The organism is Janthinobacterium sp. SUN206 (genome assembly GCF_030587305.1).
Classification (GTDB): Bacteria; Pseudomonadota; Gammaproteobacteria; order Burkholderiales; family Burkholderiaceae_D; genus Janthinobacterium; species Janthinobacterium kumbetense.
Window position 1 is genome coordinate 551,462 of record NZ_JAPWIB010000002.1, and the last position, 26,725, is coordinate 578,186.

The 26,725-nt window shown below is 62.1% G+C and carries 24 protein-coding genes and 2 tRNA genes; 7 read left to right on the forward strand and 19 right to left on the reverse strand.

Features of this window, described 5'->3' with window-relative positions; genetic code table 11:
• The 9 genes from pta to hisC all read right to left on the reverse strand — a co-directional run bounded on the left by pta (window position 1) and on the right by hisC (window position 10,100).
• A complete protein-coding gene (gene pta / locus O3300_RS15310; protein ID WP_305053431.1) occupies window positions 1-1,002 on the reverse strand; it encodes a phosphate acetyltransferase in 1,002 nt (333 codons plus the stop codon).
• Between the two features lie 125 nt (window positions 1,003-1,127).
• Window positions 1,128-2,945, reverse strand: coding sequence for a sulfoacetaldehyde acetyltransferase (gene xsc, locus O3300_RS15315; protein ID WP_305053432.1), 1,818 nt, complete (start codon window positions 2,943-2,945; stop codon window positions 1,128-1,130).
• A gap of 225 nt (window positions 2,946-3,170) precedes the next feature.
• Window positions 3,171-4,181: a porin gene (locus O3300_RS15320; RefSeq protein WP_305053433.1), complete on the reverse strand. Its 1,011-nt coding sequence runs from the start codon at window positions 4,179-4,181 to the stop codon at window positions 3,171-3,173.
• Between the two features lie 83 nt (window positions 4,182-4,264).
• Window positions 4,265-5,080 carry a thiazole synthase gene (locus O3300_RS15325; RefSeq protein WP_305053434.1) on the reverse strand — a complete coding sequence of 272 codons (816 nt, stop codon included), beginning with the start codon at window positions 5,078-5,080 and terminating at the stop codon, window positions 4,265-4,267.
• On the reverse strand, window positions 5,077-6,381 hold the full coding sequence (locus O3300_RS15330) for a D-amino acid dehydrogenase (RefSeq protein WP_305053435.1): 1,305 nt from the start codon (window positions 6,379-6,381) through the stop codon (window positions 5,077-5,079). The genes O3300_RS15325 and O3300_RS15330 overlap by 4 nt, the downstream gene beginning before the upstream one ends.
• A gap of 16 nt (window positions 6,382-6,397) precedes the next feature.
• Window positions 6,398-7,462, reverse strand: coding sequence for a YeiH family protein (locus O3300_RS15335; RefSeq protein WP_305053436.1), 1,065 nt, complete (start codon window positions 7,460-7,462; stop codon window positions 6,398-6,400).
• 207 nt (window positions 7,463-7,669) lie between these two features.
• Window positions 7,670-8,539, reverse strand: a complete 870-nt coding sequence (locus O3300_RS15340; RefSeq protein ID WP_099664806.1) for an NAD(P)-dependent oxidoreductase — start codon at window positions 8,537-8,539, stop codon at window positions 7,670-7,672.
• Window positions 8,540-8,602: 63 nt separating this feature from the next.
• The gene (locus O3300_RS15345; protein ID WP_305053437.1) at window positions 8,603-9,040 is read right to left on the reverse strand and encodes a GNAT family N-acetyltransferase; all 438 of its coding nucleotides are present in this window, start codon (window positions 9,038-9,040) and stop codon (window positions 8,603-8,605) included.
• Between the two features lie 4 nt (window positions 9,041-9,044).
• On the reverse strand, window positions 9,045-10,100 hold the full coding sequence (gene hisC / locus O3300_RS15350; protein WP_305053438.1) for a histidinol-phosphate transaminase: 1,056 nt from the start codon (window positions 10,098-10,100) through the stop codon (window positions 9,045-9,047).
• A 125-nt stretch (window positions 10,101-10,225) separates the two neighbouring features.
• On the opposite strand from hisC, the gene O3300_RS15355 reads away from it, so the two are divergent.
• On the forward strand, window positions 10,226-10,888 hold the full coding sequence (locus O3300_RS15355; RefSeq protein WP_305053439.1) for a hypothetical protein: 663 nt from the start codon (window positions 10,226-10,228) through the stop codon (window positions 10,886-10,888).
• A 163-nt stretch (window positions 10,889-11,051) separates the two neighbouring features.
• Here O3300_RS15355 and O3300_RS15360 read toward each other — a convergent pair.
• From O3300_RS15360 to O3300_RS15380, 5 genes are all read right to left on the reverse strand, one after another.
• Window positions 11,052-11,141: transfer RNA gene (locus O3300_RS15360), tRNA-Ser, on the reverse strand.
• Window positions 11,142-11,488: 347 nt separating this feature from the next.
• Window positions 11,489-11,578, reverse strand: a tRNA-Ser gene (locus tag O3300_RS15365).
• 109 nt (window positions 11,579-11,687) lie between these two features.
• A complete protein-coding gene (gene serS / locus O3300_RS15370) occupies window positions 11,688-12,977 on the reverse strand; it encodes a serine--tRNA ligase (RefSeq protein WP_099664810.1) in 1,290 nt (429 codons plus the stop codon).
• Between the two features lie 146 nt (window positions 12,978-13,123).
• Complete coding sequence (locus O3300_RS15375) at window positions 13,124-13,321, reverse strand: hypothetical protein (RefSeq protein ID WP_099664811.1); 198 nt, start codon at window positions 13,319-13,321, stop codon at window positions 13,124-13,126.
• A 276-nt stretch (window positions 13,322-13,597) separates the two neighbouring features.
• The gene (locus tag O3300_RS15380) at window positions 13,598-15,019 is read right to left on the reverse strand and encodes a PLP-dependent aminotransferase family protein (protein WP_099664812.1); all 1,422 of its coding nucleotides are present in this window, start codon (window positions 15,017-15,019) and stop codon (window positions 13,598-13,600) included.
• Window positions 15,020-15,199: 180 nt separating this feature from the next.
• On the opposite strand from O3300_RS15380, the gene O3300_RS15385 reads away from it, so the two are divergent.
• Window positions 15,200-15,490 (forward strand): DUF2917 domain-containing protein, encoded by a 291-nt coding sequence (locus O3300_RS15385; protein WP_180278594.1) that lies wholly within the window; start codon window positions 15,200-15,202, stop codon window positions 15,488-15,490.
• Window positions 15,487-16,227, forward strand: a complete 741-nt coding sequence (locus O3300_RS15390) for an NAD(P)-dependent oxidoreductase (RefSeq protein ID WP_305053440.1) — start codon at window positions 15,487-15,489, stop codon at window positions 16,225-16,227. The genes O3300_RS15385 and O3300_RS15390 overlap by 4 nt, the downstream gene beginning before the upstream one ends.
• A gap of 3 nt (window positions 16,228-16,230) precedes the next feature.
• On the opposite strand, the gene O3300_RS15395 is transcribed toward O3300_RS15390, so the two are convergent.
• The 3 genes from O3300_RS15395 to O3300_RS15405 all read right to left on the reverse strand — a co-directional run bounded on the left by O3300_RS15395 (window position 16,231) and on the right by O3300_RS15405 (window position 20,644).
• Window positions 16,231-17,550, reverse strand: coding sequence for a replication-associated recombination protein A (locus tag O3300_RS15395; protein WP_251351836.1), 1,320 nt, complete (start codon window positions 17,548-17,550; stop codon window positions 16,231-16,233).
• A 73-nt stretch (window positions 17,551-17,623) separates the two neighbouring features.
• On the reverse strand, window positions 17,624-18,280 hold the full coding sequence (gene lolA, locus O3300_RS15400) for an outer membrane lipoprotein chaperone LolA (protein WP_305053441.1): 657 nt from the start codon (window positions 18,278-18,280) through the stop codon (window positions 17,624-17,626).
• A 3-nt stretch (window positions 18,281-18,283) separates the two neighbouring features.
• On the reverse strand, window positions 18,284-20,644 hold the full coding sequence (locus O3300_RS15405; protein WP_099664816.1) for a DNA translocase FtsK: 2,361 nt from the start codon (window positions 20,642-20,644) through the stop codon (window positions 18,284-18,286).
• A gap of 216 nt (window positions 20,645-20,860) precedes the next feature.
• Here O3300_RS15405 and trxB point away from each other — a divergent pair, with 216 nt between their 5' ends.
• The 3 genes from trxB (at window position 20,861) to O3300_RS15420 (ending at window position 23,249) form a co-directional block, all read left to right on the forward strand.
• Window positions 20,861-21,814 (forward strand): thioredoxin-disulfide reductase, encoded by a 954-nt coding sequence (gene trxB / locus O3300_RS15410; protein WP_034786153.1) that lies wholly within the window; start codon window positions 20,861-20,863, stop codon window positions 21,812-21,814.
• Window positions 21,815-21,821: 7 nt separating this feature from the next.
• On the forward strand, window positions 21,822-22,496 hold the full coding sequence (locus tag O3300_RS15415) for a Smr/MutS family protein (protein WP_305053442.1): 675 nt from the start codon (window positions 21,822-21,824) through the stop codon (window positions 22,494-22,496).
• Between the two features lie 123 nt (window positions 22,497-22,619).
• On the forward strand, window positions 22,620-23,249 hold the full coding sequence (locus O3300_RS15420; protein ID WP_034786156.1) for a trimeric intracellular cation channel family protein: 630 nt from the start codon (window positions 22,620-22,622) through the stop codon (window positions 23,247-23,249).
• Between the two features lie 215 nt (window positions 23,250-23,464).
• Here the strand turns inward: O3300_RS15420 and O3300_RS15425 are convergent, their stop codons facing one another.
• Together O3300_RS15425 and O3300_RS15430 are read right to left on the reverse strand one after the other, a co-directional pair.
• The gene (locus tag O3300_RS15425) at window positions 23,465-23,803 is read right to left on the reverse strand and encodes a P-II family nitrogen regulator (protein ID WP_034758685.1); all 339 of its coding nucleotides are present in this window, start codon (window positions 23,801-23,803) and stop codon (window positions 23,465-23,467) included.
• Window positions 23,804-23,844: 41 nt separating this feature from the next.
• Window positions 23,845-25,461, reverse strand: coding sequence for an NAD+ synthase (locus O3300_RS15430; protein WP_305053443.1), 1,617 nt, complete (start codon window positions 25,459-25,461; stop codon window positions 23,845-23,847).
• A gap of 90 nt (window positions 25,462-25,551) precedes the next feature.
• On the opposite strand from O3300_RS15430, the gene O3300_RS15435 reads away from it, so the two are divergent.
• On the forward strand, window positions 25,552-26,685 hold the full coding sequence (locus O3300_RS15435; RefSeq protein WP_305053595.1) for a GNAT family N-acetyltransferase: 1,134 nt from the start codon (window positions 25,552-25,554) through the stop codon (window positions 26,683-26,685).
• Window positions 26,686-26,725 lie beyond the last annotated feature (40 nt).

The following is a 26,725-nucleotide window of genomic DNA, read 5'->3' on the forward strand; positions in this document are numbered from 1 at the left end:
TCAGCGCCCACCCTGGGCCTGCACGGACGTGACGGCAATCACGTTATACACGTCGTCGGCGCAGCAACCGCGCGACAGATCGTTGGCCGGTTTGTTCAAGCCTTGCAGCAAGGGGCCGATGGCGACGGCGCCGCCCATGCGTTCGGCCAATTTATAGCCGATATTGCCCGCGTCCAGGTTCGGGAACACCAGCACGTTCGCGCGGCCGTTGACGACGGAATCCTTGACTTTTCTTTGCGAAATCTCGGCCACGATGGCCGCATCGAGCTGCACGTCGCCATCGATGGCCAGCAGCGGACGCTGGGACTTGACCCGGTCCGTTGCCGCATGCACCTTGTCGACGGCCGCGTGGTGGGCGCTGCCGCTGGTGGAAAACGACAGCATGGCCACGCGCGGCTCTTCCATCAGCAGGGCTTGCGCGCTGTCGGCGGCGGCCATGGCGATGTCGGCCAATTCCTCCGCCTTCGGGTCGACGACGAGGGCGCAGTCGGAAAAGATGAAACCGCCCTTCAGGCTGTGGAAAGGTTCGCACAGCATCATCAGGAAAAAGCTCGACACGAGCTTGAAGGCCGGATCGACGCCGATGATCTGGATGGCGCTGCGCACCACGTCGGCCGTCGTGTGCACGGCGCCCGCCACGCAACCGTCCGCGTCGCCCAGGCGCACCATCAGGTTGGCGTAGCACAAGGGATCTTGCACGGCGATCCTCGCCTGCTCCACCGTCATGCCCTTGGCTTGACGCAGCACAAACAATTGCTGGGCATAGTGTTCCGACTCATCGGACGTTTCCGGGTCGACCAGGCGCACGGCATCCAGGTCCAGCGCCTGTTCGCGCGCCAGGGCCAGGATGGCGGCCGGCTTGCCGACGATGGTGATATGCGCCAGGCCGTCGCTGGCCGCCCGCGCGGCCGCCTGCAGCACGCGCACGTCGCCGCCCTCGCACAAGACGATGTTTTTCGGCACGGCGCGGGCTTGCGCGATGATGCGGTGCAGGGCTTTCATGGCGACTCCAATTCGGTAAAAAAATGCCGGAACCACGCAAGCATGAAGCATGAGACATGAAACATGATTCCGGCACATAAAACCCGGCGCGATTGCCGGGGTCATACAAGGATCGGGCAGACTGATTACACGTAGTCTTTGTACTTGTCCAGGTGGCGGATCGGTTTGCTCAGCGCATCGCGGCGGAACGGGTCGCCCAGCTCGCGCGTGCACATGATTTCAATGATGGTGGTCTTGCCTTCATTCATCTGCATGTCGATCGCCTTTTTCAGGGCCGGGCCCACGTCTTCCAGCTTGTCGACCGTGATGCCTTCGGCGCCCATGGCGCGTGCGATCTCGGCAAAGCTCTGGTTGTCCAGCTCGCCGGCCACGAAGCGGCGGTTGTAGAAATCCACCTGGTTTTTCTTTTCCGCGCCCCACTGGCGGTTGTGGAACACCACGGCCGTGACGGGAATGTTATGGCGCACGCACGTCATCGTTTCCATCAAGCTCATGCCCCAGGCGCCGTCGCCCGCATACGACACGGCCGGACGGTGCGGTGCAGCCACTTTCGCGCCGATGATGGTCGGGAAGGCATAGCCGCAATTGCCAAAGCTCATCGCCGCAAAGAAGCTGCGCGGCTTTTCGAAGCGCAAGTAACTATTGGCCACCGAGTTGATGTTGCCAATGTCGGTCGACACCATCACGTCTTCCGGCATGGCTTTTTCCAGCTCGCGCAGCACCTGGCGCGGGTGCAGGTAATTGCCCGGCTCTTTCTTTTGCTCTTCGATCATGTCCAGGCTGTACGCATCCTTTTCATGCGTCCAGTTCGTCAATTCCTCTTCCCACGCGGCCTTTTCCGCTTGCACGGTGGCATAGCGTTCCTCGCGCGTGGCGTCGCAATCGAGGGTCTTGCCATCCAGCCGGGCAATAATCGCTTTCGCGGCCGCCTTGGCGTCGCCGCAGATGCCCACCGAAATCTTTTTGACCAGGCCCAGCATCTTGTTGTCCGCGTCGATCTGGATGATCTTGGCGTTTTTCGGCCAGTAATCCATGCCGTGCTGCGGCAAGGTGCCGAACGGTCCCAGGCGCGAACCGAGGGCCACGACGACGTCGGCCTGGGCGATCAGTTTCATGGCCGCCTTGGAACCCTGATAACCGAGCGGGCCACACCACAGCGGGTGGCTGGCGGGGAAGGAGTCATTGTGCAGATAGCTGTTGACGACGGGTGCGCCCAGGCGCTCGGCCAGGGCCTTGCACTCTTCGATGGCTTCACCCATGACGACGCCGCCGCCCGAGATGATCACCGGGAACTTGGCCTTCGCCAACAGTTCCGCCGCATCGTTCAGGCTTTGCTCGCCGCCCGCGCCACGGTCCAGGCGGTTCGGTTTCGGGATTTCCGCCTTGATTTCGCCATAGAAATAGTCACGCGGGATGTTCAATTGCGTCGGGCCCATTTCCGACATGGCGCGGTCGAAGCAGCGGCCCGTGAATTCCGCCATGCGGGCGGGATTCGTCACGTGGCCTTGATATTTCGTAAATTCTTCGAACATCGGCAACTGGTTCGCTTCCTGGAAGCCGCCCAGGCCCATGCTCATCGTGCCCGTTTCCGGCGTGATGATCACGACGGGCGTGTGCGCCCAGTAGGCGGCGGCGATGGCCGTGACGCAATTGCTGATGCCGGGGCCGTTCTGGCCGATGACGACGCCATGGCGGCCCGAAACGCGGGCATAACCGTCGGCCATGTGGCCGGCGCCCTGCTCGTGCACGACGGGGATCAGGCGGATGCCGGCGGGGGCAAAGATATCCATCGGATCCATGAAGGCCGAGCCCATGATGCCGAACATGTCGGTCACGCCATTGGCGGCCAGGGTTTCCACGAACGCTTCGGAAGGCGTCATCTTTTGCGGGCCGGTGGGGATGGCCGCTGCGGCGGCGGCTTTTTGGTCGGACAAATCGGTCATGGCTCAGTCTCCTTACGGTTTTATGAAAAATCGGTATATTTTGTTCCGATATTTGAAATACGTGTTCAATTTAACGGTTGCGAAATGCGCTGTCAATGAAATTTCATGAAAAATCGGACTGTTTCATTCCTGAATCCGGAATCCGCGACTTTGCCCCACTCCTGAAACAACAATGGCGGCTTATCCGCAACAGACAAGCCGCCATCCCTCGCTGCGCCGTCGCGCTTAGAACTTCAGGCGCATGCCGGCCGTAAAGGCGCTCGAGTTATGCCCAGGCAAGGGCACGCTGCCACCGCTCGATGCATCGCCGACGAAGTTGGTGCCCGCGCCATCGTTGCTGATGCGGCCGTACGAGGTGTACAGATTCGTGCGCTTGGACAAGGCAAACGTGTAGCCGATGGCCAGCTGGCGCCCGCCGCGGCGCGCATTCGTGCGGTCATCCTTGCGGATGTACGAAGCCATCACGCTGCCCGCCGCGCCCACGGGGGCCGATGCGCCCAGCATGTAGTTGCGGAAATCCGTGCCCGCATCGTCCTTGTCCGTCTCATACGCGGCGTGCAGCTTGGCCGGGCCGAAGTCGTAGGTGCCGCCCAGCAAGGTGACTTTCGCCGTGTTCAGCAGCGTATCCTTGCGGTTGTCGTGGGCCAGGGTCAGCACGAGCGGACCGTTGGCGTAATCGATGGAAAAGTCGATGGTGCGGCCCAGCGTGTTGCTGTCCGGCTTTTCGCCCAGGCCGTACATGACGGCGGCCGACAAGCCGTTCACCTTCGGCGTCTCGTACATGATGGAATTTTTCGTGCGCAGGCTGGCCACGCTCATCAGGTTGATCGAGGCGCCCGTCATGCCCGTCTCGAAGGGGTCGATATTGTCCAGCGCAGTGAACAGCGGGTTGTGCTGCAAGCCCAGGTTCACGGCGCCGAAGCCGCCCGACAGGCCCACGTAAGCCTTGCGCCCGAACAAGGCGCCCTGGCGGTTGGCGCCCGTATCCACGTCGAGGCCGTTTTCCAGCAAGAAGTTGGCCTTTAAATTATTGCCCAGGTCTTCCGTGCCCTTGAAGCCGATGCGGCTGCCCGACTGCACGCCGGTGGCCAGCTTGGTGACGGAACCGTCCGCGCCGCCGTGTTCGGACGTCAGGCCCGCGTCGAGCAAGCCGTACACGGTGACGGACGATTGGGCGCTGGCGTTGCCGGCAAGGAAGGAGGCCAGGATGGCTGCCGCTACGAGTGTGTGTTTCATGTCATCTCCAGGTATTGTGGTTTTTATAAACGCTTGAAACGATAATCGACTACGGTGCTGCAATTGCGGGTAAATGCGGCGGCTCAGGCGATCAGCCCGGCCATCGGCGACGAGGGCGAAGCGCTCATGGCGTCCGCTCTCCGGGGCATGCGTCCGGCCAGGTAAGCCTCGCGTCCGCCCTGCACTGCCAGTTTCATGGCGCGCGCCATGCGTATCGGTTCGCGCGCCGCCGCGATGGCGGTATTCATCAGGATGCCGTCGCAACCGAGTTCCATGGCGATGGCCGCGTCCGACGCCGTGCCCACGCCTGCGTCGACCAGCACGGGCACGCGGGCTTGCTCGATGATCAGCGACAAGTTCCACGGATTCAAAATACCCATGCCCGAGCCGATCAGGGAGGCCAGCGGCATGACGGCGATGCAGCCGAGGTCTTCCAGCATGCGCGCCTGGATGGGGTCGTCGCTGCAATACACCATCACCTGGAAGCCGTCGCGCACCAGCTCCCCGGCCGCCTTGAGGGTTTCCGGCATGTTCGGGAACAAGGTCTTTTCATCGCCCAGCACTTCCAGCTTGCACAGCGGGTGGCCGCCCAGCAACTCGCGCGCCAGTTGCAAGGTGTAGACGGCGTCGCGCGCGTTGTAGCAGCCGCCCGTATTGGGCAGAATCGTGTATTTCGATGGCGGAATGAAGTCGAGCAAGTTCGGCTCGCCCTTTTCCTGGCCGATGTTGACCCGGCGGATCGTCACGGTGACGATGTCGGCGCCGCTCTCTTCGATGGCCAGGCGCGTTTCCTCGAAATCCTTGTACTTGCCGGTGCCCACCAGCAGGCGCGACTGGTAGGTGGTGCCGGCCAGGGTCAGGCCGCTGGGTGGCTGGCTGGGGGTGGCGTCGTCTCTCATCGTGGTGCTCTCCTAAGTTGAACCAAAGCGGTCTCTTGCCGGGGCGGCTCCCCGCAAAACGCAAAATCGACTTCCGGCCGGCGTCCCGACACGAGGTCGGCGATCGCCCTGCCCGCGCCGCAGCCCATGGTCCAGCCCAGGGTGCCGTGGCCCGTGTTGAGGAACAGCTGGCGGTAGCGCGTGGCGCCGATATAGGGCACGTTCGACGGTGTCAGGGGGCGCAGGCCGGCCCAGTAGACGGGGTCGCTGTAATCGCAGGCGTGGGGAAACAGCGCCTGCACGCGGCGCGTGATGGCGGCGCAGCGCACGGGATTGAGTTCCCGCGTGTAGCCGTTCAACTCGCACGTGCCCGCCACGCGCAGGCGCTCGCCCAGGCGCGAAAACACCAATTTATGGCCATCGTCCGTCAGCGAGACGGTCGGCGCGGCGGACGGGTCAAGGATGGGATACGTGGCGGAATAACCTTTGCCCGGATACAGCATCAAGCGTATGCCCAGCGGCTGCAGCAGGGGCGCGGAAAAGCTGCCCATGGCCACCACCACGGCGTCCGCGTATTCCAGGCGGTGGCGGCCCTGCGCATCGATGCATTCCACGCCCGCGATGCGTTCGCCATCGGCCAGCAAGCGCGTCACGGCGGTGCCGTACTGGAAATCCACGCCGGCAGCGGCGGCGCGCGCGGCCAGCGCCGTGGTAAACAGGTGCACGTCGCCCGACTCGTCGCTGGCCGTGAAATCGCCGCCGACGATGTGCCGGCGGGCGTGGGCCAGGGCCGGTTCCAGCCGTATCACTTCATCCGCGCTGACGGTGTTGCGCGGGCAGCCCAGTTCGCGCAACAGCGCGGCGCCCGCTTGCGATTTGTCAAACTCTTGCTGCTCCGTATAAAAATGCAGGATGCCCCGCTCCAGGTGGTCATACGCGATGCCCGTCTCGCGCCGCAAGGCTTGCAGGCTCTGCCGGCTGTACTCGGCCAGGGCAACGATCTGGCGCATATTGCGCGCCACCCGCGACGGCAAACATTCGCGCAGGTAGTGCAAGGCCCACTGCCATTGCAGCGCATCCAGGCGGGGACGGAACAGCAGCGGCGCATCGTCCTTGCCCAACCAGCGCACGACCTTGCGCAGGGTGGCGGGATTGGCCCACGGTTCCGCATGCGAGACGGAAATCTGTCCGCCGTTGCCGAAGCTGGTTTCCTGCGCGGCGCCCGCCTGGCGCTCGAGCACGCGCACATCGTGGCCCGCCTGGCGCAAATACCAGGCCGATGCCGTGCCGACCACGCCGGCGCCGAGGACGAGGATCTTCATGGCGGGCCCGCTTCGCTCAGCGCGTCAGCAGGACGGCAATGGCGACGAAGGCGGCAATCCACACCGTTTCCATCACCAGCATGATCACGGGACGCCAGCCCAGCGAGGCCAGCGACTGGAACGACGTTTTCACGCCCAGCGCGGCGATGGCGATGACGAGACAAGCACGCGAGGCATTGTTGATCCAGCCATTCACTTCCTGCGGAATCAGGCCCAGGCTGTTCGTGATGACGAGCCAGACAAAGCCGATCAGGAAGAACGGCACGAGCGGCGGCGCATCGACTTCGCTCTTGCCATCCTTGCGCTTGAACATGATCGACAGGCCCAGCACGACGGGCACGAGGCACGCGACGCGCGTCAGTTTCACGAAGGTGGCCACGTCGCCCGTGTGGTTGCTGACCAGGTAGCCGGCGCCCACCACTTGCGCTACATCATGGATGGTGCCGCCGATGAATACGCCCGCTTCCGTCGGGTCAAAGCCCAGCAGCTTGACCAGCAGCGGGTAGACGATCATGGCCAGGGTCGACAGCGACGTCACGCCCACCACCGTCAGCAGCGTGAACTTTTCGTTTTCCTTGGTTTGCGGCAGCACGGCCGAGATGGCCAGCGCGGCCGAGGCGCCGCAGATGGCGACGGAACCACCGGACAGGATGCCTTCCGTGATGGGACGCTTCAGCCACTTGGCCAGCATATAGCCGAAACCCAGGGTGGCCACCAGCCCGCCGACGACGATCAACAACGGCGTCACGCCCACGGAAGCGATCTGGTTGAACGTGATGCGCGCGCCCAGCAGGGCCACGCCCGTGCGCAGCAGCACCTTGCTGCAAAACTCGATGCCGGGCTTGCAGGTGGGATCGGACGCGAGGAAGTGGAAGGCCAGGCCGAAGAACAGCGCGTACAGCAACTGGGGGCCGCCGTAATTGCTGGAAATAAAGGTGGCCGACAGGGCGATCACCAGCGCGATGGCCACGCCGGGCCAGCTGCGCAGCACGGCGCGGGGGCGCCAGATGGCGACGGCGGAAGACAGGTAGGGAATGTTCTTGTCGACAACGCGTGTTATCGCTGAGGAGTTGGTTTTCATGCGGGTCCGCTCATAATGTTTTAAAAATTGGGACATTTCATCTCGTTTTTTAATAATACACGATGAGCTAGCGAAGTCCATGTTTTTCCATGAAAATCGAAACCGGATGTTCCGGAAACTGACGTTTTAAGGTTAATGTTGGCGTAAACGACAAGCGGCGCGGCCCTTTGCAGGGACGCGCCGCTCTTTAACTATGAGCCTGAGGGCTTACTTTTTGTTCAGGCGGGTAATCAGGCTGGATGTATCGTAGCGGTTGCCGCCCGCCTGCTGCACTTCGCCATAGAACTGGTCCGTCAAGGTGGTCACGGGCAAGTCGCTGCCGTTGCGCTTGGCTTCGGCGAGGCAGATGCCCAGGTCCTTGCGCATCAGGTCGACGGCGAAGCCGAAGTCGAACTTACGCTCGATCATGGTCTTGCCCCGGTTTTCCAGCTGCCACGACTGCGCCGCGCCCTTGGAAATCACGTCGACGACGAGGGCCGCGTCCAGGCCCGCGTTTTCCGCAAAGGCGATGCCTTCGCTCAAGGCTTGCACGAGGCCCGCGATGCAGATCTGGTTGACCATTTTTGTGAGCTGGCCGGAACCGGAAGCACCCATGTAGGTGACGGCGCGCGAGAACAGCGCGATGACGGGCTCGGCCCTTGCATACGCTTCCGCATCGCCGCCCACCATCACGGTCAGCTTGCCGTTTTCCGCGCCCGCCTGGCCGCCGGACACGGGCGCATCGAGGAAGAACACGCCCTGCTCTTTCGCCGCAGCATGGATGGTGCGCGCCGCTTCAGCCGATGCCGTCGTATGGTCGATCAGGATGCTGCCCGGCGCCATGGCGGACAGCAAGCCGCCCTCTTCCAGGATGACTTGATACAGATCATTATCGTTGCCGATGCACGTAAACACGAACTCGGCGCCTGCAGCGGCGGCGGCCGGCGTGGCGGCGCTGCTGCCCTTGTGCTGTTCCAGCCAGGCGGCCGCGCGGGCCGGATTGCGGTTGTACACGGTGACGTCGTGCCCGCCCGCCGCCAGGTGACCTGCCATGGGGAAACCCATGACGCCCAAACCGATGAATGCCACTTTTGCCATATTGTCCGTCCTGTCGATGAATGAATGCGATTATTGTTGCACAAACAGTCGCCGCCGGCAGCATCAAGGCGCGGGGGCGCGCCGATAATACAGGTCGAACTCTTCCTCGCCATCGGGCACGAAGCCGTGACGCACATAGAAGCGGTTCGCCTCGCTGTCGCGCAAGGCGCCCACACGCACGCTCTGGCGGGTCGCATCGGCCTCGGCAAACACGCGCGCCAGCACGGCCGCGCCCATCCCTTGCCGCTGGTAGCCGGGTGCCAGGTAGAGGTGGTCGAGCAACAGATAGTCCGCTTGCGGCCGCAACACATAGAAGCCGGCCAGCGTGTCGTCATGGCGCAACTGCCAGGTACGGGCTGGATCAAAAGTGGCCAGGAAACGATCGCGCGCCCGCTGCGGATCATAGCGGCCGATGCGCTCCAGGCTTGCGCGCATGGCAGCCACGCGCAGGCTGGCCAGCGCCTCGCCATCGGCCAGGCTGGCAGGCAAGAAGGTCAGCATGGCGTCACAGCAGGTCGCGCAGCGCCGCCACCAGGGCTGCGCATTCGGCTGGGTTGCCGATGCTGATGCGCAAATACTGGCTGATGCGCGGCGCGTTGAAATGGCGCACGATCACGGAGCGGGCGCGCAAGCCGGCGGCCAGTTGCGCCGCGTCATGCTGCGGGTGGTGGGCAAAGACGAAATTGGCCACCGAGGGCAGCACCTCGAAGCCCAGCGCCGCCAGGTCCGCCGTCAGCTGTTCGCGGCTGGCGATCACGGCCTGGCGCGTCTGCTGGAAATACGCTTCGTCGTGCAGCGACGCGACGGCACCGGCCAGCGCCAGCCGGTCCAGCGGATACGAATTGAAACTGTTCTTCACCCGCTCCAGCGCCTCGATCAGGTCCGGATGCCCGAAGGCACTGCCCACGCGCAAGCCGGCCAAGGAGCGCGACTTCGAGAACGTCTGCACCACCAGCAAGTTCGGATAACGCTCGACCAGGGACACGGCGCTCTCGCCGCCAAAATCCACATACGCTTCATCGACCACCACGACGGCGTCGGGATGGTCGCGCAGCAGCGCTTCCACGCCGGCCAGCGGCAAGTCCACGCCTGTCGGCGCGTTGGGATTGGGGAAGATGATGGCGCCGCACGGCCCCTGGTAGTCTTCCGGACGGATGCGCATGGACTCGTCGAGCGCTACCGTGCGGTAATCGATGCCGTACAGCTTGCAATACACGGGATAGAAGCTGTAGCTGATGTCCGGGAACAGCAGCGGCGCATCGTGCTTGAGCAAGGCCATGAAGGCCAGCGCCAGCACTTCGTCGGAACCGTTGCCGACGAACACTTGCGCGCTGCTCAGGCCGTGGTAGTCGGCCAGAGTTTGCTTCAGTTCGCTCGCCGTGGGATCGGGGTACAGGCGCAGGCTGTCGTTGGCCGCTGCGCGCAGCGCGGCCAGCACCTGAGGCGACGGGCCGTAGGGGTTTTCGTTGGTATTGAGTTTGACCAGGTCGGGCAGTTTCGGTTGCTCGCCTGGGATGTAGGGGGTCAGCTCGCTGACGATGGTGCTCCAGAATCGGCTCATTGGTTTTATTGGTGGGGGCAGGATGGGGATACGGTAGATTACCATAGGGTGAGCGGGGTCAAGGCGGACACCATCGGCGAGGAGTAGCGTGGGCGGCATCGGCCCCAACGTGAAGAGGACGCAGCATGAACAGCATGCACAAGCTGAGCGATACGCAGGTGCGGCATGGCGCGCTGACGCAACAGTCACGCCAGCGCAAGATCGATGCGTGGCTGCAGGTCGCAGCCAGTCTCAGCGAGCAGATCACCGTGGAATTGCAGACTGCCACGGAGCAGCTACAGGGCGAAGGAATGGCCGACTTACAGCGCGTGACGGCGCTGGCGCAACGCCTGGCAAGCAATAGCAAAGCCATGCGCGATACCCTCGGGACACTGTTTGACAGCGGTGAAAAAAGCGAGGAGCATGCAGTGACAAGCACGGAGGATTGCGCCATGGACGAGCAAGTCAACGCACTGGCAAAAGACATGGCCAGTGTGAAACTGGACGTAAAGGATGTAAAGGTCGATGTGGCTGACATCAAGGTGGATGTGGCTGGCCTGAAAACGGATGTCACTGGCCTCAAGGTGGATGTTGCTGGTCTGAAAACGGATGTCGCTGCTCTCAAGACCGATGTCGGCGTTCTCAAGACGGATGTCAGTGGCTTGAAACTGGACCTCGCTGTGGTGCGCTCCAATTATGCGACCAAGTCAGATGTGGCTGAGGCGAAGTCGGCTGTCATCCTGTCGTGCGTGGGGACGATCATTGCCATGTCGGGCGTCGCGTTTGCGGTGGCCAAGCTCGTGCACTAGCTTGCGGTAGTGGGGACGCTGGCTTTCAAAGTCTGAATGGAGGAAAAAACGCCTTGCGCTGCGCGCTTTGGGCGGTTTTTCTACCTGGCCTTGATACGCTGGTGGCTGGCATCTGTTGTGGGCATAAAAAAAGCTCCCTTGCGGGAGCTTCTCTTATGTATTCTGGCGGAGAGGGTGGGATTCGAACCCACGGTACGATTTAACGTACGCTTGATTTCGAGTCAAGTACATTCGACCACTCTGCCACCTCTCCGTTTACTGCGGTCTATTCGTTCAAACTAACGTGCCTGTTTGAACGAGGCGCTATTTTAGCATGGGGATTGTTGGGTTGGGTAGGGGTTTTATTGGCGATTTGCAACTGAGGGCTGGTAGCCAAACCAAAAAACTGATCGGGCGATTCGGGGAGCCTCGTACAAGGCGCGGCTCGCCTTTGTAGACGCCACCTTGGCGCACGCGTGAAAACCAATTTGACGATTCGGGGAGCCTCGCGCGAGTACGCGCTCGTCTTCGAATCCCACGCGCAAGGCGCGCAGGCGCCTTGCTCCTCTTCGCCGCCACAAATAAAAAAAGCTCCCTTGCGGGAGCTTTCTCTATTTGTTCTGGCGGAGAGGGTGGGATTCGAACCCACGGTACGATTTAACGTACGCTTGATTTCGAGTCAAGTACATTCGACCACTCTGCCACCTCTCCATTTGCTGCGGTCTCTCCCGCATTGCTGCGAGAAGGCAAGATTATAGCAGCCGCTTGAAAAAATGGAAGGACTATTTTTCGCCTTCCATTCACCGGCTGCCCGAACCTTTTAAGCCTTCAGATGCGTCAGGCCACCCATGTATGGGCGCAGCACGGCCGGGATCTCGACGCTGCCGTCCGCTTGCTGGTAGTTTTCCAGCACGGCCACCAGGGTGCGGCCCACCGCCAGGCCGGAGCCGTTCAGGGTGTGCGCCAGTTCCGGCTTGCCGGCCGCGTTGCGGAAACGCGCCTGCATGCGGCGGGCCTGGAAGGCTTCGCAGTTCGACAGGGACGAAATCTCGCGGTAGGTGTTTTGCGCCGGCAGCCATACTTCCAGGTCGAAGGTCTTGGTAGCGCCGAACCCCATGTCGCCCGTGCACAGCGACATCACGCGGTATGGCAGACCCAGGCGTTGCAAGATGCTTTCCGCATGACCGACCATTTCTTCCAGCACCTGGTACGACGTGTCCGGATGCACTACTTGCACCATTTCCACCTTGTCGAACTGGTGCTGGCGGATCATGCCGCGCGTGTCGCGGCCGTAGCTGCCCGCTTCCGAGCGGAAGCATGGCGTGTGGGCCGTCATTTTCAGGGGCAGTTGATCGAGCGCAAGGATTTCATCGCGCGCGATGTTGGTCAGCGACACTTCCGACGTGGGGATCAGGTAAAAGGTCTCGCCCTCGCCTTCCGCGCCGCCTTTTTTCACCGAGAACAGATCGGCTTCGAATTTCGGCAGCTGGCCCGTGCCGCGCAGGGAATCGGCGTTGACCATGTACGGCGTATAGCATTCCGTGTAGCCGTGCTCATCCACGTGGGTGTTGAGCATGAATTGCGCCAGTGCGCGGTGCAGGCGGGCGATGCCGCCCTTCATGACGGAGAAGCGCGAACCGGTCAGCTTGGTAGCCACTTCGAAGTCCAGGCCCAGCGGGGCGCCCACGTCGACGTGATCCTTGACCTCGAAATCGAAGGTGCGTGGCGTGCCGACCTTGCGCACTTCCACGTTGCCCGACTCGTCCGTGCCCAGGGGCGACGATTCATGCGGCAAGTTCGGCACGGCCATGATGAAATCGCTCAGCTTGGCTTGCACCAGGGTCAGGGCCGCTTCATCGGCTTTCAACTCATCGCCCAGGCCGGCCACTTGCGCCATCACGGCCGAGGTGTCTTCCCCCTTGCCTTTCAACATGCCGATTTGCTTGGACAGCGCATTGCGCTTGCCCTGCAGCTCTTCGGTGCGCGTCTGGATCGCCTTGCGTTCGGCTTCTAGGGCGGTAAAGCCTGCCACGTCGAGCTGGAATTTGCGCGTCGCCAGGCGTTCTGCGACGGTGGCGATGTCTTTACGGAGAAGTTGGATATCTATCATGGGTGGATGGCGGTGCCGATGTATCGAAAGCACTCATTGTACCAAGACCCAGTTCACTTCGATGAGTTTTGCGCAAGGTCAACCATCGTCATGGCGGCCTGGCCGGGCACTCCCGCCCCCTTTACATTTTCTGCTTGGCTTATTGCTTAAATGAACGCGGCTTTTTCGGCAGCCGTCAGGCGGCGGGCGCTGACGGTAACGACAGGCATGTCTGCGGCCTGGGCGATCACGCTGCTGCTGGCGCTCACTTCCAGGGTATTCGCGCCGGCGGTGGCGAAGCTGGCGCCGATGGCGATGATGGCGGCGGCGACAAAGGTGATTTCCATGTTTTTCAGTGCGTTCATGATGTGACTCCTGGTTAGTTTGTTTCGTTGACTGCTGCTGGTATGGTGGTACTTTAGCCAACGGCCGCAAACAACGCCACCGGCTTGCGACCAGCGGCGAAAAACAGGGAGCGAACGGTGAAAAACGGGGACTGAAGGGAAAACAAGGGAATGAACAACGCCTGACAAAACCGTAGCGAGCGACAGTGATTTGTGGCTAAGAAGCGCAACCGTGCTAGAGCACGGTGAGCATCGCAGGCCGCAAAGCGCGCCGCGCAGTAGGTTTTGACAGGCGTTCTACAAGGCGTCCTTGACGAGATGCCCCAGGCGGCCAATGGCCTGCTCGATGCGCGGCGTCCACGCATTGCCGCAATTGAGGCGCAGATAATTGCCGAACTTGCCCGAGGCCGAGAAAAGCTGGCCCGGCATATACGCCACGCCGTCCGCGATCGCCTGGCCATGCAGGGCCAGCGCATCGACTTGCGGCGGCATCTGCACCCACAGCACGAATCCGCCCTGCGGCTCGGACAGCATGCAGTCGGCCGGAAAGCTGGCCGCCACGGCGTCGGACATGCGGGCGATGCGCTGCACCAGGGTGCGCCGCATCTTGCGCAGCTGCTGATCGTAGCTGCTGCCTTCCAGAAAGTCGGCCAGCACGGCCTGGAAGAAATGGCTGGTGGCGCCGCTCGACACGGTTTTCAGCAGCGCCACTTCCTGCGCGAAACGCCCGGCCAGCACGTAGCCCACGCGCGACGCGGGGGTGATCGCCTTGGAAAACGAGGAGCACAACAGCACATTGCCGCTCGTGTCATAGGCCTTCACGGGCCACGGACGCTGCGGCGCAAAGCACAGGTCGCCATATACGTCGTCTTCCACCAGCGGAATATTGAATTCCGACAGCAGCCCCGCCAGCCGCTTCTTGTTTGCTTCCGGCATGACGCAGCCCAAAGGATTATTTGCGTTCGGCACGAACAGGCACGCTTGCACGAGGCCGGCGCGCAAGGCCAGTTCCAGCGCGTCGAGCGACGGCCCCGTCTTCGGGTCGGTGGGAATTTCCAGCGCCTTCATGCCCAGGCTTTCGATCATTTGCAGCAGCACGAAATACGTGGCCGACTCGATGGCGATGGTGTCGCCCGGCTTGGCGACGGCGCGCAGGCACAGGCTGATCGCTTCCGTGCAGGAATTCGTCACGACGATCTCGTGCGGATCGAGCTTGCCCCAGTCCAGCGCGCGGCGCGCCACCTGGCGCAGGAAATTGCCTTCGCTGATGTCGTAGCAGCTGACTTTACTCAGCAGGACGGGATCGCGCCGCGCCACCGCGCTGATGGTGCGCTGCATGCGCTTGATCGGCAGGATCTCGTCGGGCGGCCAGGCCGTGCCCAGCTGCACGATATTCGCCGTTTCGTTATCCTTCAGCACGCGCATCAACAGATTGTTGATGCCGACAAAGGCCGGCTCCTTCAGGTGCTGGGCGTCGGCGCTGCAGGGCCGGCGCGGCGCCCGGTGGCGCACGAAATAGCCGGACTGGGGCCGCGCATCGACTTGCCCCCGGTCTTCCATCAGGCGCAAGGCTTGCATCACGGTACTGATGGAAATGCGCTTTTGCTGCGCCAGGTGGCGTATCGACGGCAGGCGGTCGCCGGGCGCGAACACGCGCGAGTCGATCAGCGCGCCCAGCTCGTTGGCCAGGTGCTCGTACAGATTCAAATGCGCGCTCATGTTCATCCCTTCAGTATGCGGCGGCCGCGCGGGGCCGGCACAGATACAGTTGCCCGCTTTTTTGATAAGCACAGTCTATGACGAAGTGTACTGTATTCATCACAATTTCGTTTTCCTGCATCTGTCATGGTTCACGGCAAGCGCCTAAGCTGCTCCTGTCAGCACAACAGGAGCGACGCCATGCATACCGACCACGAATTACGCAGCGAACGGCCCTTGCGCCTGGAAAAAGCGCACGCCAAGGTCATCGAATGCCTGTCCGGCACGGCGTGGATCACGGCCTACGCCCAGTTCGAGGATTGCGTGCTGCGCAGCGGCGAACGCTACACGATACCGAATGACGGCCTGGTGCTGGTCGAAGCCGTGGGTAGCGGACACATCCGCGTCCATGGCACGGCCGCACCGCGCCCCGCCCTGCTGCGCTGGCTGAACCTGGCACTGCCTCACACCTTGAATATTAGGAATACATGACTCAAGCACCACCACTGCGCGTCCTCGTCACGGGCGCCGCCGGCGTCATCGGCACCGTTTTCTGGAAGAGCCGGCACGGGGAATTTTCCCTGCGCCTGGCCGACCTGCACACAGGCAAGCTGGCCGAAGCGCCCTGCCCGTTCATTCAGCTCGACGTGAGCAACTACGCCGCCTGCCTGGCCGCCTGCGCCGGCATCGACGTGGTGCTGCACCTGGCCGGCGTGCCGCACGCCAGCGCCGATTTCGATGCGCAACTGTTGCAGCCGAACATCATCGGCACGCACAACATCTTCCGCGCGGCGCAGGCGCAAGGCGTGAAAAGAGTCGTGTTCGCCAGCAGCGCGCAAGCCATCGAAGGCTATCCGCTCGACGTACAGGTGCATGAGCACATGCCGGCGCGCCCGGCGAACATGTATGGCGCCAGCAAGGCCTTCGGCGAAGGCGTGGCCTCCGCATTCGCCCACCAGCATGGCATGACGGCGATCGCCGTGCGCATCGCCAACGTGGCGCAGTTTGAGAAAGGTCAACAACACAGCGCGCGCGACATCGCCGCCTTCATCAGCGAACGCGACGTGGTGCAATTGCTGGCGCGCTGCATCGCCGCCGACGTGCCGGCCGGCTACCACGTCGTGCATGGCGTGTCGGACAACCGTTATAAACGCTTGTCGATCGCAGCGACGCGCCAACTGGTGGGCTACGCGCCGCAGGATGACGGTTTTACTTTGCTGGGCCTGTAAGCCTCAGCCCTTGCCGGCTGGTTTTCCCGCTTTTCTGTCCAGCTCGCGCAGCCACGCCAGCTTGTCGGCAATCTTGCTTTCCAGGCCGCGGGGCACGGGTTGGTACCAGCCCGGCTCCGCCATGCCATCCGGAAAATACGTTTCACCGGCCGCATACGCATCGGGCTCATCGTGCGCATAACGGTAGGCGTGACCGTAGCCCAGCTCCTTCATCAGCTTCGTCGGCGCATTGCGCAAGTGCACGGGCACTTCCTTCGATTTATCTTTCTTGACGAAGGCCATGGCCGTGTTGAACGCGTTATAGCCGGCATTGCTTTTCGCGGCAATCGCCAGGTAGATGACGGCCTGACCCAGCGCCAGCTCGCCTTCGGGCGAACCGAGCCGCTCATACGTTTCCGCCGCGTCATTGACCATGGTCAAGGCGCGGGGGTCGGCCAGGCCGATGTCTTCCCAGGCCATGCGCACGATGCGCCGCGACAGGTAGCGCGGATCGGCGCCGCCATCGATCATGCGGCAAAACCAGTACAGGGCCGCGTCCGGATTGGAACCGCGCACGGACTTGTGCAGGGCGGAAATCTGGTCATAGAAATTGTCGCCGCCCTTGTCGAAACGGCGCGAATTCAAGGTCAGCGCATTGTCGACGAAGGCCGCGTCGATTTTGGTCGTGCCCGTCGAGCTGGCAGCCGTCTCGGCCTGCTCCAGCAAATTCAGGAAGCGGCGCGCATCGCCGTCCGCGTAGCCGATCAGGGTATCGGCCGCCGCCTCGTCGAAGCTCAGGTGCGTCAGCGCCGTGCTTTGCGCCTTGGCCAGCAACTGCTTCATCTCGTCTTCGTTGAGCGATTTCAACACATACACTTGCGCGCGCGACAGCAGCGCCGAATTGACTTCGAAGCTGGGGTTTTCCGTCGTCGCGCCGATGAACGTCACCAGGCCCGATTCAACGAAGGGCAGCAAGGCGTCTTGTTGCGATTTATTAAACCTGTGGATTTCATCGACGAACAATAAGGTGTGCTTGCCGAACTGGTCCAGGCTGTGGCGGGCCTGGTCCATGGCTGCGCGGATATCTTTCACGCCAGCAAACACGGCCGACAAGGCGATGAATTCACTGTCGAAAGCATTCGCCATCAGGCGCGCCAGGGTGGTCTTGCCCACGCCGGGCGGCCCCCACAGAATCATCGAATGGGCCTTGCCCGCCTCGAACGCGAGGCGCAGCGGCTTGCCAGCGCCCAGCAGGTGCGTCTGGCCGATGACTTCGTTCAGGGTGGCTGGCCGCAAGGCTTCGGCCAGCGGCTGGCGCGGTGCGGTGGAAAAGAGATCCGCCATAATGAGTTACCTAATAAGAATGCAAAAGCCCCGCATTGCTGCGAGGCCGGCTCATACGCAAGGCGCAACAGTCTTAATTATTAATGACGTCGGCGCCCTTGGGCATGACAAATTTAAAGTGATTGGCCGGAAGCGCCGGATTCTTCTGGAAGTTCTTGAACGCCAGCACCGAGGTCTGGCCAAACGAATCGCGCAATTCCATCGCTTCCGGCACGCCATTGCGCAGGCCGATGGTGATTTCGTCGAAAGTCGTGTCCTTGGCTTTCGGCGTCGCTTTCAGCCATTCCAGTCCATCGCGCGTGCCCGCTTCGGCCAGGGTGAAATTCTTTTCCAGGTCGTTGCTGCCGAACAAGATGGCCGCCGGCGAGGAACCGAGCGCATCGCCCAGTTTCTTCACCGTCACCTGGCTCAAGTCCTTGTCGTAGATATACAGCTTGTCGCCATCGGCTTGCAGCAACTGCTCGTACGGCTTCAGGTAGGTCCAGATGAACTTGCCTGGGCGGGCGAACTCGAACGTGCCGCTGGCGGGCGTCGACACTTTCGCCTTGCCGCTGGCGTCCGCCTTCTTGACTTGGCGCTGCACGAACTCGCCCTTGGCCGACTTGGTGCCGGCCGCAAAGCTCTTGAATTGCTCCAACGCGCTGGCCGAGGCGCTGGCAGCGAACAACAGGCTGCAGGCAACGCTGGCCGCGCCGATCATCATTTTTGCTGCGAAAGTATTGCTTTTCATTCTTTACCCTTGTTCGGCACTTGCCGCCGGCACCAGGATTTCCCGGTTGCCATTGGATTGCATGGTTGATACCACCCCGCTCTGCTCCATCTGCTCGAGCAGACGGGCGGCGCGGTTGTAGCCGATGCGCAAATGGCGCTGCACCAGCGAAATCGAGGCGCGGCGGTTTTTCAGCACCACCGCCACCGCCTGGTCGTACAGGGCATCGGCCTCGCCGCCGCCCTCGCCCGGCGCGCCGCCTTCGGCGCCGTCGCCTTCCAGGGTGCCGCCTTCGAGGATGCCCTCGATGTAATTCGGTTCGCCCTGCAGCTTCAAATGGCTGACGACGCGGTGGACTTCTTCATCGGACACAAACGCGCCGTGCACGCGCATCGGCAAACCGGTGCCGGGCGGCATGTACAGCATGTCACCCATGCCCAGCAGGGTTTCCGCGCCCATCTGGTCCAGAATGGTGCGCGAGTCGATCTTCGACGATACCTGGAAGGCGATACGCGTGGGAATGTTGGCCTTGATCAAGCCCGTGATCACGTCTACAGATGGGCGCTGCGTGGCCAGAATCAAGTGCAAGCCGGCGGCGCGTGCCTTTTGCGCGATACGCGCGATCAATTCCTCGACTTTTTTGCCCACCACCATCATCAGATCGGCCAGCTCGTCGATGATGATGACGATGGTCGGCAGTTTTTCCAGCGGTTCCGGCGAATCGGGCGTCAGGCTGAACGGATTCGGGATGTGTTCTTCGCGCTTTTTCGCGTCGGCAATCTTCGCGTTGTAGCCGGCCAGGTTACGCACGCCCATCTTGCTCATCAGCTTATAGCGGCGCTCCATCTCGTTCACGGCCCAGTTCAGCGCATGGCCGGCCTGGCGCATATCCGTCACGACGGGCGCCAGCAAGTGCGGGATGCCTTCGTAGACGGACATTTCCAGCATCTTCGGATCGATCAGGATCAAACGCACGTCGAGCGGGTCGGATTTGTACAGCAGCGACAGTATCGTCGCATTGATACCCACGGATTTACCGGAACCGGTAGTACCGGCCACCAGCAAGTGGGGCATCTTGGCCAGGTCGGCCACGACGGGCTTGCCGGCGATATCCTTGCCCAGCGCAATCGTCAGGCTGGACACGCCATCGTTGTAGACCTTGGAGCCGAGGATTTCCGTCAGGCGCACGATCTGGCGCTTGCTGTTCGGCAATTCCAAGGCCATGTAATTCTTGCCGGGAATGGTTTCCACCACCCGGATCGACGTCAGCGACAGCGAACGGGCCAGGTCGCGCGCCAGGCCCACGATCTGGCTGCCCTTGACGCCCGTGGCCGGCTCGATTTCATAGCGCGTGACCACAGGGCCGGGGTAAGCGGCCACTACCTTGGCATCCACGCCAAAGTCCGAGAGTTTCTTTTCGATCAGGCGGCTCGTGAATTCCAGGGTTTCCACGGAAACCGTTTCCACCACGGGTGGCGCCTCGTCGAGCAGCGACAGCGGCGGCAGCTTGCCATCGCCCAGGTTCTCGAACAGATGGGCCTGGCGTTCCTTTTCCACGCGCTCGGATTTCACCACCGTCACAACCTGCGGCTCGATCTTCACGGGCGGCGCGGCCACGTGCTTTTCCACATGCTTGGCCCGCTCGATGACCACCACTTCGTCGCGGCGCACGGCGGCCACTTCGCCCTGGCGGCGGTCTTCGCGGTCCTGGTAGCGCAGCACGAACCAGTTGAAAGCGTCTTCGATGGCGCCGCCGATGCGCTCGGCCACTTGCAGCCAGGACACATGGAAGAACAGGCTGAAACCGAGACCAAACAGCAGCAACAGCAATAAAGTGGCGCCCGTGAAACCGAACGCCACGTGGGCCGAGTGCCCCACCAGCTGGCCCAGCACGCCGCCCGGATCGCGCGGCAGCTGCACGTGCAGGCTTTTCGCCATGCGCAGGTATTCGAGGCCCATGCTGCCGATCAGCATGATGGAGAAGCCGACGATGCGGATCAGCATCTCGACATGGTGCTCGCGCTCCACCTCTTCCTCTTCCAGCAGGAAGCGCTTACTCAGGCGGCGATAGCCATGCCACACCGTGCGCAGCAGCCACACGCACCACCACCAGGCGGAAAAGCCGAAGATGTACAGCAACAGGTCGGAAAAGGTGGCACCGAGCTTGCCGCCCAGGTTGGCGACCTTGTCGACGTTGGTGGCGTGCGACCAGCCCGGGTCAAGCTTGTTGAAGCTGGCCAGGATCAGCACGAAATACAAGGCAAACGCGGCCAGCGCGAACCAGCGCGCCTCGGACAACAGCCGCACCAGCCGGTTGGGCAGGGGCCGGCGTTCGACCGGTTTTCGGGTGTAGCTATTTTGATTGGCCTGGGCTGGTTTAGTCATTCTGGGAAGCGCTGCAAGGTGAAAAATGTTTCTGAAAGGGAATTTCCCATAATAAGGAAGTATTCTAAGCCATATATGCCCCGGACGGCCCCACGATTCGTCGCTACAGGCGGCTTGGTCTATAATCGTGGATTGCTTGCGCAAGCGCAATACGCCCTTGTTCTTCGCGCGTATGCCCCCAATTCGGATAGACCCCACTCATAGAGAAGCCTCATTATGACCACTACCAAACACGCCCGCGTTTTGATCCTCGGCTCCGGCCCAGCCGGCTACAGCGCCGCCGTCTACGCCGCCCGCGCCAACCTGAACCCGATGCTGGTCACCGGCGTGGAACAAGGCGGTCAGCTGATGACCACCACCGACGTGGAAAACTGGCCAGGCGACCCGATGGGCGTGCAAGGTCCGGACCTGATGCAGCGCCTGCTGCAGCACGCCGAGCGTTTCAATACGGAAATCGTGTTTGACCACATCCACACCACTTTCCTGAATGAAAAGCCGATCCGCCTGAAGGGCGACAGCCACGAATACACGTGCGACACGCTGATCATCGCCACGGGCGCATCCGCGCAATACCTGGGCCTGCCATCGGAAGCGGAATTCATGGGCAAGGGCGTGTCCGCCTGCGCCACCTGCGATGGTTTCTTCTACCGCAACCAGGAAGTGGCCGTCGTCGGCGGCGGCAACACTGCCGTCGAAGAAGCGCTTTACCTGTCGAACATCGCCAATAAAGTCACCCTGATCCACCGCCGCGACAAGTTCCGCGCGGAAGCGATTTTGATCGACCGCCTGAACGCCAAGGTTGCCGAAGGCAAGATTGTGTTGAAATATAACCACACCCTGGACGAAGTGACGGGCAACGAAGGCGGCGTGACGGGCTTGAACATCAAGTCGACCATCGACGGCAAGGTTGAAGCGCTGAGCGTGCACGGCGTGTTCATCGCCATCGGCCACAAGCCGAACACGGGCATCTTCGAAGGCCAGCTGGAAATGCACAACGGCTACATCAAGACCAAGACGGGCCTGGAAGGCATGGCCACCGCCACCAGCGCGCCGGGCGTGTTTGCCGCCGGCGACGTGCAAGACCACATCTACCGCCAGGCCATCACCAGCGCCGGCACGGGTTGCATGGCAGCACTGGACGCCCAGCGCTACCTGGAAGGCCAGGAGTAAGCGTCGCATGGCGTCGATGAAAGACTTTGCCGACCTGAAAGCGGTCAGCAAGCAGCTCAAGGAGCAGGCGGACGCGCGCGCGCAAGCTGCGGCTGAGCGCGCCCAGCAAGCCAAGGTGCAAGCCGTGGAAAGCAATCTGTTCAAGGCCAGCATCGGCGGCGTCAAGCGCCTGCCCGAATCGGACCGCTACGTGCCCAGCCTGCCCAAGGCGGGCGCCATGGCGGCCCAGCAGCCGGCCCGCAAGCTATCGCCGGAAGAGGACGATGCGGCCGTGCTGCGCGAATCGCTGTCGGACTTGTTCGAAGTCGACCATTACCTGGAAAACGATCCGGCCCTGAACTACGCCCGCCCCGGCGTGGGACCGGACGTCGTAAAAAAGATGCGCAAGGGCCACTGGCCCATCCAGGACGAGCTGGACTTGCACGGCTTGCGCCGCGACGAGGCGCGCGACGGCATCGGCGCCTTCCTGAACCAGGCCACGCGGCGCAAGCTGCGCTGCGTGCGCGTGATCCACGGCAAGGGTTTCGGCTCGAAAGGCCAGGAACCGGTCTTGAAATCGATGGTGCACAGCTGGCTCGTGCAAAAGGATGAAGTTGTGGCCTTTTGCCAGGCGCGCCGCTCCGAAGGGGGCGATGGCGCGCTGGTGGTATTGCTTTCTTCCGCACTGCAACCCATCCGCTAGGCTTGACAGCAAGCAATTACAATTCAGTCACCAGTTCCGCACTGCACACGGCCCCGTTTGTCACCATTCGGGGCCGTGTCATGTTAACCTGTGACAATTATTTCCTGCTCAAGCGCTCCACCCATGATGCCACCCCAATTGCCGCCTGGCTCGCTGATCAAGATCATTGAGGTCATCGCCATCCTGGTGGGCGCGTTTTCCGGCTTCATCGAAGCGCGCCGCAAGCGCATGGACCTGGTCGGCGTGTTCGTCGTGGCCTTCATCACGGCATTCGGCGGCGGCACCCTGCGCGACATCCTGCTCGACAAGCGGCCCCTGTTCTGGGTGTCGCACCAGGAATACGCGATTTTGATCTTCGTGCTGGCCCTGACGGCCGCGCCCCTGATCCAGCATTTGCGCCAGATCGTCTCGGAACGCCTGATCGTCATCGCCGACGCCATCGGCCTGGGCATGTTCGCCATCGCGGGTGTGGCCGAAGCCATGCGCGCCGGCATGCCGATCTTTATTGCCTCGATGATGGGGGTGATTACGGGGATTTTCGGCGGCGTGATGCGCGATATCGTCTGTAACGAAGTGCCGATGGTGTTTCGCGACGGCAAACCCTACGCCATCTGCGCGTTTTTCGGCTGCTGGGCTTATTTATTGCAGATGCACTTCGGCGCCGAGCACGACTTTGCGCTGTGGACCAGCGCCAGCGGCATCACGATTCTGCGCCTGATATGCTGGAAATTCGACATGCGCTTGGGGCGCTGAACGGTGCTGATGCGTAATCCATAATATTATTAGCAACTCATGTCGGATTACGCGCTGGCGCTAATCCGACCTACGGTCTGCTGAAGAACATCTACATAGCGCCTGCCAGAAGCGTAGCGAGCGGCAGCGATTTGTGGCTAAGAAGCGCAACCGTGCTGAAGCACGGTGAGCATCGCAGGCCGCAAAGCACGACGCGCAGTAGCTTATGGCTGGTGCTAGACGGCGTCTGGACCCGTTTCGCCCGTACGGATGCGGATGACCTGCTCCACGTCGCGCACGAAGATCTTGCCATCGCCAATCTTGCCCGTGCGGGCCGCCTTGATGATGGCGTCGACCACCAGTTCCGACACGCTGTCGTCCACCACCACTTCGACTTTGACTTTCGGCAAGAAGTCGACCACATACTCGGCGCCACGGTACAGCTCGGTATGGCCTTTCTGGCGGCCAAAGCCCTTCACTTCCGTCACGGTCAAGCCCGTCACGTTCACATCGGCCAGGGCCTCGCGTACTTCGTCGAGCTTGAATGGTTTGATGATGGCGGTAATCTGTTTCATGGCTACTCCTTAAAATTGTTGGATTGTGGACAGATGGCTGCTTATTCGTAAAACTTCGACGTGATGGGATAACGCCAGTCGCGGCCGAAGCCACGGTGCGTGACGCGGATGCCCACCGGCGACTGGCGCCGCTTGTATTCATTGATCTTGATCAGGCGCGTGATTTTCGCCACATCGGCCGGCGGGTAGCCAGCCTCGATAATGTCGGCGATCGGCCGATTTTCTTCCATGTACAACTGCATGATGCCGTCGAGTATTTCATACGGCGGCAAGGAATCCTGGTCCAGCTGGTCGGCGCGCAGTTCGGCCGACGGTCCGCGCGTCAGGATGCGCTCGGGAATCACGTCCGACACGCTGTTGCGGTACGCGCACAGGCGGTAGACGAGGGTCTTGGCGATATCCTTGATCACGGCAAAGCCGCCCGCCATGTCGCCGTACAGGGTGCAATAGCCGACGGCCATCTCGCTCTTGTTGCCTGTCGTCAAGACGATGCTGCCATGCTTGTTCGACAGGGCCATCAGCAAGGTGCCGCGGATGCGCGCCTGGATATTCTCTTCCGTCGCGTCTTCCGCCAGTCCCGCGAACTCCTCGGCCAGGGTGGCGCGGAAAGCGTCGAAAGTTTGCTTGATCGGAATTTCATCGTAGCGCACATCGAGGCGTTTTACCATGTCGCGCGAGTCGATCCACGAGATATCGGCCGTAAATTGCGACGGCATCATGACGGCGCGCACCTTGTCGGCGCCCAGCGCATCGACGGCAATCGCCAGGGTCAGGGCGGAATCGACGCCGCCCGACATGCCGATCAGCACGCCCGGGAAACCGTTCTTGCCGATATAGTCGCGCACGCCCAGCACCAGCGCCTGGTACACCTGCGCCTCCGTGGTCAATGGTGCGGCCAGCGGCTGCGGCACGGGGGTGGCGCCGTCGAAGTCGACGACCTGCAAGTCTTCATCGAAATGGCGCAGCTGGGCGCAGATCGTGCCGGCCGCATCCATGACAAACGAGTCGCCGTCGAAAATCAGCTCATCCTGGCCACCGACCAGGTTGGCGTACACGAGGGCCATGCCTTGCGCGCTGACGTTCTTGCGCATGGTGTCATAGCGCAGATACTGCTTGTTCATGTGGTACGGCGAGCCGTTCGGCACCAGCAGCACTTGCGCGCCGGCCGCGCGGGCGCGCATCGGTGCGTGCTCGAACCACGTGTCTTCGCAGATATTGATGCCGAAACGCACGCCTTTCACGCCAAACACGAAAGCCTGGTCGGACGACGTAAAGTAACGTTTTTCATCGAACACGGTCGTATTCGGCAAGTCGTGCTTGCGGTAGGTGCCCAGCACTTCGCCGTTCAGCAACACGGAGGCGGCATTGTGGCGCACGCCCTTCTCGTCTTGCAGGGGCAAGCCCACCACCACGTGCAAATCCTTGAACTGGGCCAGGTCGGCAGCCAGTCCCGCAAACGCTTCCTGCGTTTTTGCGTAGAATGCATTGCGCAGCAACAGGTCCTCGGGTGGATAGCCGACCAGCGACAGTTCCGGCGTGAGCACGATATCGGCGCCCGCCTCGAACGCGCGGCGGGAAAGGTCGAAGATCTTGGCACGGTTGCCGGCCAGATCGCCGACCGTACTATTCATTTGAGCAATTGCGACTTTGACTGTCATGATGATGATGGATATTTCGTTCTATTAAACAAGACAGGGGCGCGCAGGCCGATGGCGACGCCCCGAGAGTGATGAATGCACACTACAACAATGAATTATCGCACGGCTATCGTCACTACCCTGGCTGAAATTGGCGAAGCGGCCTGGTCTGAACTGCTGGCAAGCCAGGCGGACGCCACTCCCTTCCTTTCCTACGCCTTTTTGCACGCGCTGCACGAGTCCGGCTGCGCCAGCGCGGACACGGGCTGGCAACCGAATTACCTGGTGCTGTGGCAAGGCGAGGTGCTGGCCGCCGCCCTGCCCCTGTACCTGAAGATGCACTCGTATGGCGAATACGTGTTCGACTGGGCCTGGGCCGACGCATATCAGCAACATGGTCTCGAATATTACCCGAAACTGCTGTCCGCGATACCGTTTACGCCCGTCAGCGGCACGCGCTTGCTGGCCCGCGATGGCCAGGCGCGCGCGGCCCTGCTGGCCTTCCTGCAGGCGCAGCAGCAAGCCAGCGAGGTATCGTCCTGCCACATCCTGTTCCCGCCGGAAAGCGAAGCGCGCCAGCTGGAGGAAGCCGGCTACCTGATGCGTAGTGGCGTGCAGTTTCACTGGCTCAATCCGGGCTACACGGATTTCGAGCAATTCCTCGCCACCCTGGAACACAAGAAGCGCAAGAATATCCGCGCCGAGCGGCGCAAGGTGCGGGAAGCGGGCGTCACCCTGCGCCAGGTGCGCGGGGTGGACGCTCTTGATGCCGACTGGAAACTGTTCCACCGCTGCTACAGCAATACCTATGCGGAACACCGCTCCTCGCCTTACCTGAGCCTGGACTTCTTCCGGCGCATAGCCTTCAGCATGCCGCAGAACATACTCCTGGTGATCGCCGAGCGCGACGGCCGGGCCATTGCCGCCTCGCTGGTGATCCACACGGCCGACACCCTGTATGGCCGCTACTGGGGCGCACTCGAACACGTGCCTTGCCTGCATTTCGAGACGGCGTATTACCAGCCGCTGGAGTTTTGCATCGCCAACGGCATCGCCACCTTCGAAGGGGGCGCCCAGGGCGAGCACAAGATGGCGCGCGGCTTCCTGCCGCAAAAGACCTGGTCCGCCCACTGGCTGGCGCACCCGGCCTTTGCGGACGCCGTGCAGCGCTTCCTCGAGCGCGAACGGGGCGGCATCGATGCCTACCTCGATGAATTGAACGAGCACAGCCCGTTTCGCGCATAAAAAAACGCTCCCGGCCATCGCAGGCGGGGAGCGCTTTTCT

Coding starts and splice junctions, on each gene's coding strand:
- pta (WP_305053431.1), bottom strand. CDS start 1,002: ATGAAAGCCCTGCACCGCATCATCGCGCAAGCCCGCGCCGTGCCGAAA.
- xsc (WP_305053432.1), bottom strand. CDS start 2,945: ATGACCGATTTGTCCGACCAAAAAGCCGCCGCCGCAGCGGCCATCCCC.
- O3300_RS15320 (WP_305053433.1), bottom strand. CDS start 4,181: ATGAAACACACACTCGTAGCGGCAGCCATCCTGGCCTCCTTCCTTGCC.
- O3300_RS15325 (WP_305053434.1), bottom strand. CDS start 5,080: ATGAGAGACGACGCCACCCCCAGCCAGCCACCCAGCGGCCTGACCCTG.
- O3300_RS15330 (WP_305053435.1), bottom strand. CDS start 6,381: ATGAAGATCCTCGTCCTCGGCGCCGGCGTGGTCGGCACGGCATCGGCC.
- O3300_RS15335 (WP_305053436.1), bottom strand. CDS start 7,462: ATGAAAACCAACTCCTCAGCGATAACACGCGTTGTCGACAAGAACATT.
- O3300_RS15340 (WP_099664806.1), bottom strand. CDS start 8,539: ATGGCAAAAGTGGCATTCATCGGTTTGGGCGTCATGGGTTTCCCCATG.
- O3300_RS15345 (WP_305053437.1), bottom strand. CDS start 9,040: ATGCTGACCTTCTTGCCTGCCAGCCTGGCCGATGGCGAGGCGCTGGCC.
- hisC (WP_305053438.1), bottom strand. CDS start 10,100: ATGAGCCGATTCTGGAGCACCATCGTCAGCGAGCTGACCCCCTACATC.
- O3300_RS15355 (WP_305053439.1), top strand. CDS start 10,226: ATGAACAGCATGCACAAGCTGAGCGATACGCAGGTGCGGCATGGCGCG.
- serS (WP_099664810.1), bottom strand. CDS start 12,977: ATGATAGATATCCAACTTCTCCGTAAAGACATCGCCACCGTCGCAGAA.
- O3300_RS15375 (WP_099664811.1), bottom strand. CDS start 13,321: ATGAACGCACTGAAAAACATGGAAATCACCTTTGTCGCCGCCGCCATC.
- O3300_RS15380 (WP_099664812.1), bottom strand. CDS start 15,019: ATGAGCGCGCATTTGAATCTGTACGAGCACCTGGCCAACGAGCTGGGC.
- O3300_RS15385 (WP_180278594.1), top strand. CDS start 15,200: ATGCATACCGACCACGAATTACGCAGCGAACGGCCCTTGCGCCTGGAA.
- O3300_RS15390 (WP_305053440.1), top strand. CDS start 15,487: ATGACTCAAGCACCACCACTGCGCGTCCTCGTCACGGGCGCCGCCGGC.
- O3300_RS15395 (WP_251351836.1), bottom strand. CDS start 17,550: ATGGCGGATCTCTTTTCCACCGCACCGCGCCAGCCGCTGGCCGAAGCC.
- lolA (WP_305053441.1), bottom strand. CDS start 18,280: ATGAAAAGCAATACTTTCGCAGCAAAAATGATGATCGGCGCGGCCAGC.
- O3300_RS15405 (WP_099664816.1), bottom strand. CDS start 20,644: ATGACTAAACCAGCCCAGGCCAATCAAAATAGCTACACCCGAAAACCG.
- trxB (WP_034786153.1), top strand. CDS start 20,861: ATGACCACTACCAAACACGCCCGCGTTTTGATCCTCGGCTCCGGCCCA.
- O3300_RS15415 (WP_305053442.1), top strand. CDS start 21,822: ATGGCGTCGATGAAAGACTTTGCCGACCTGAAAGCGGTCAGCAAGCAG.
- O3300_RS15420 (WP_034786156.1), top strand. CDS start 22,620: ATGATGCCACCCCAATTGCCGCCTGGCTCGCTGATCAAGATCATTGAG.
- O3300_RS15425 (WP_034758685.1), bottom strand. CDS start 23,803: ATGAAACAGATTACCGCCATCATCAAACCATTCAAGCTCGACGAAGTA.
- O3300_RS15430 (WP_305053443.1), bottom strand. CDS start 25,461: ATGACAGTCAAAGTCGCAATTGCTCAAATGAATAGTACGGTCGGCGAT.
- O3300_RS15435 (WP_305053595.1), top strand. CDS start 25,552: ATGAATTATCGCACGGCTATCGTCACTACCCTGGCTGAAATTGGCGAA.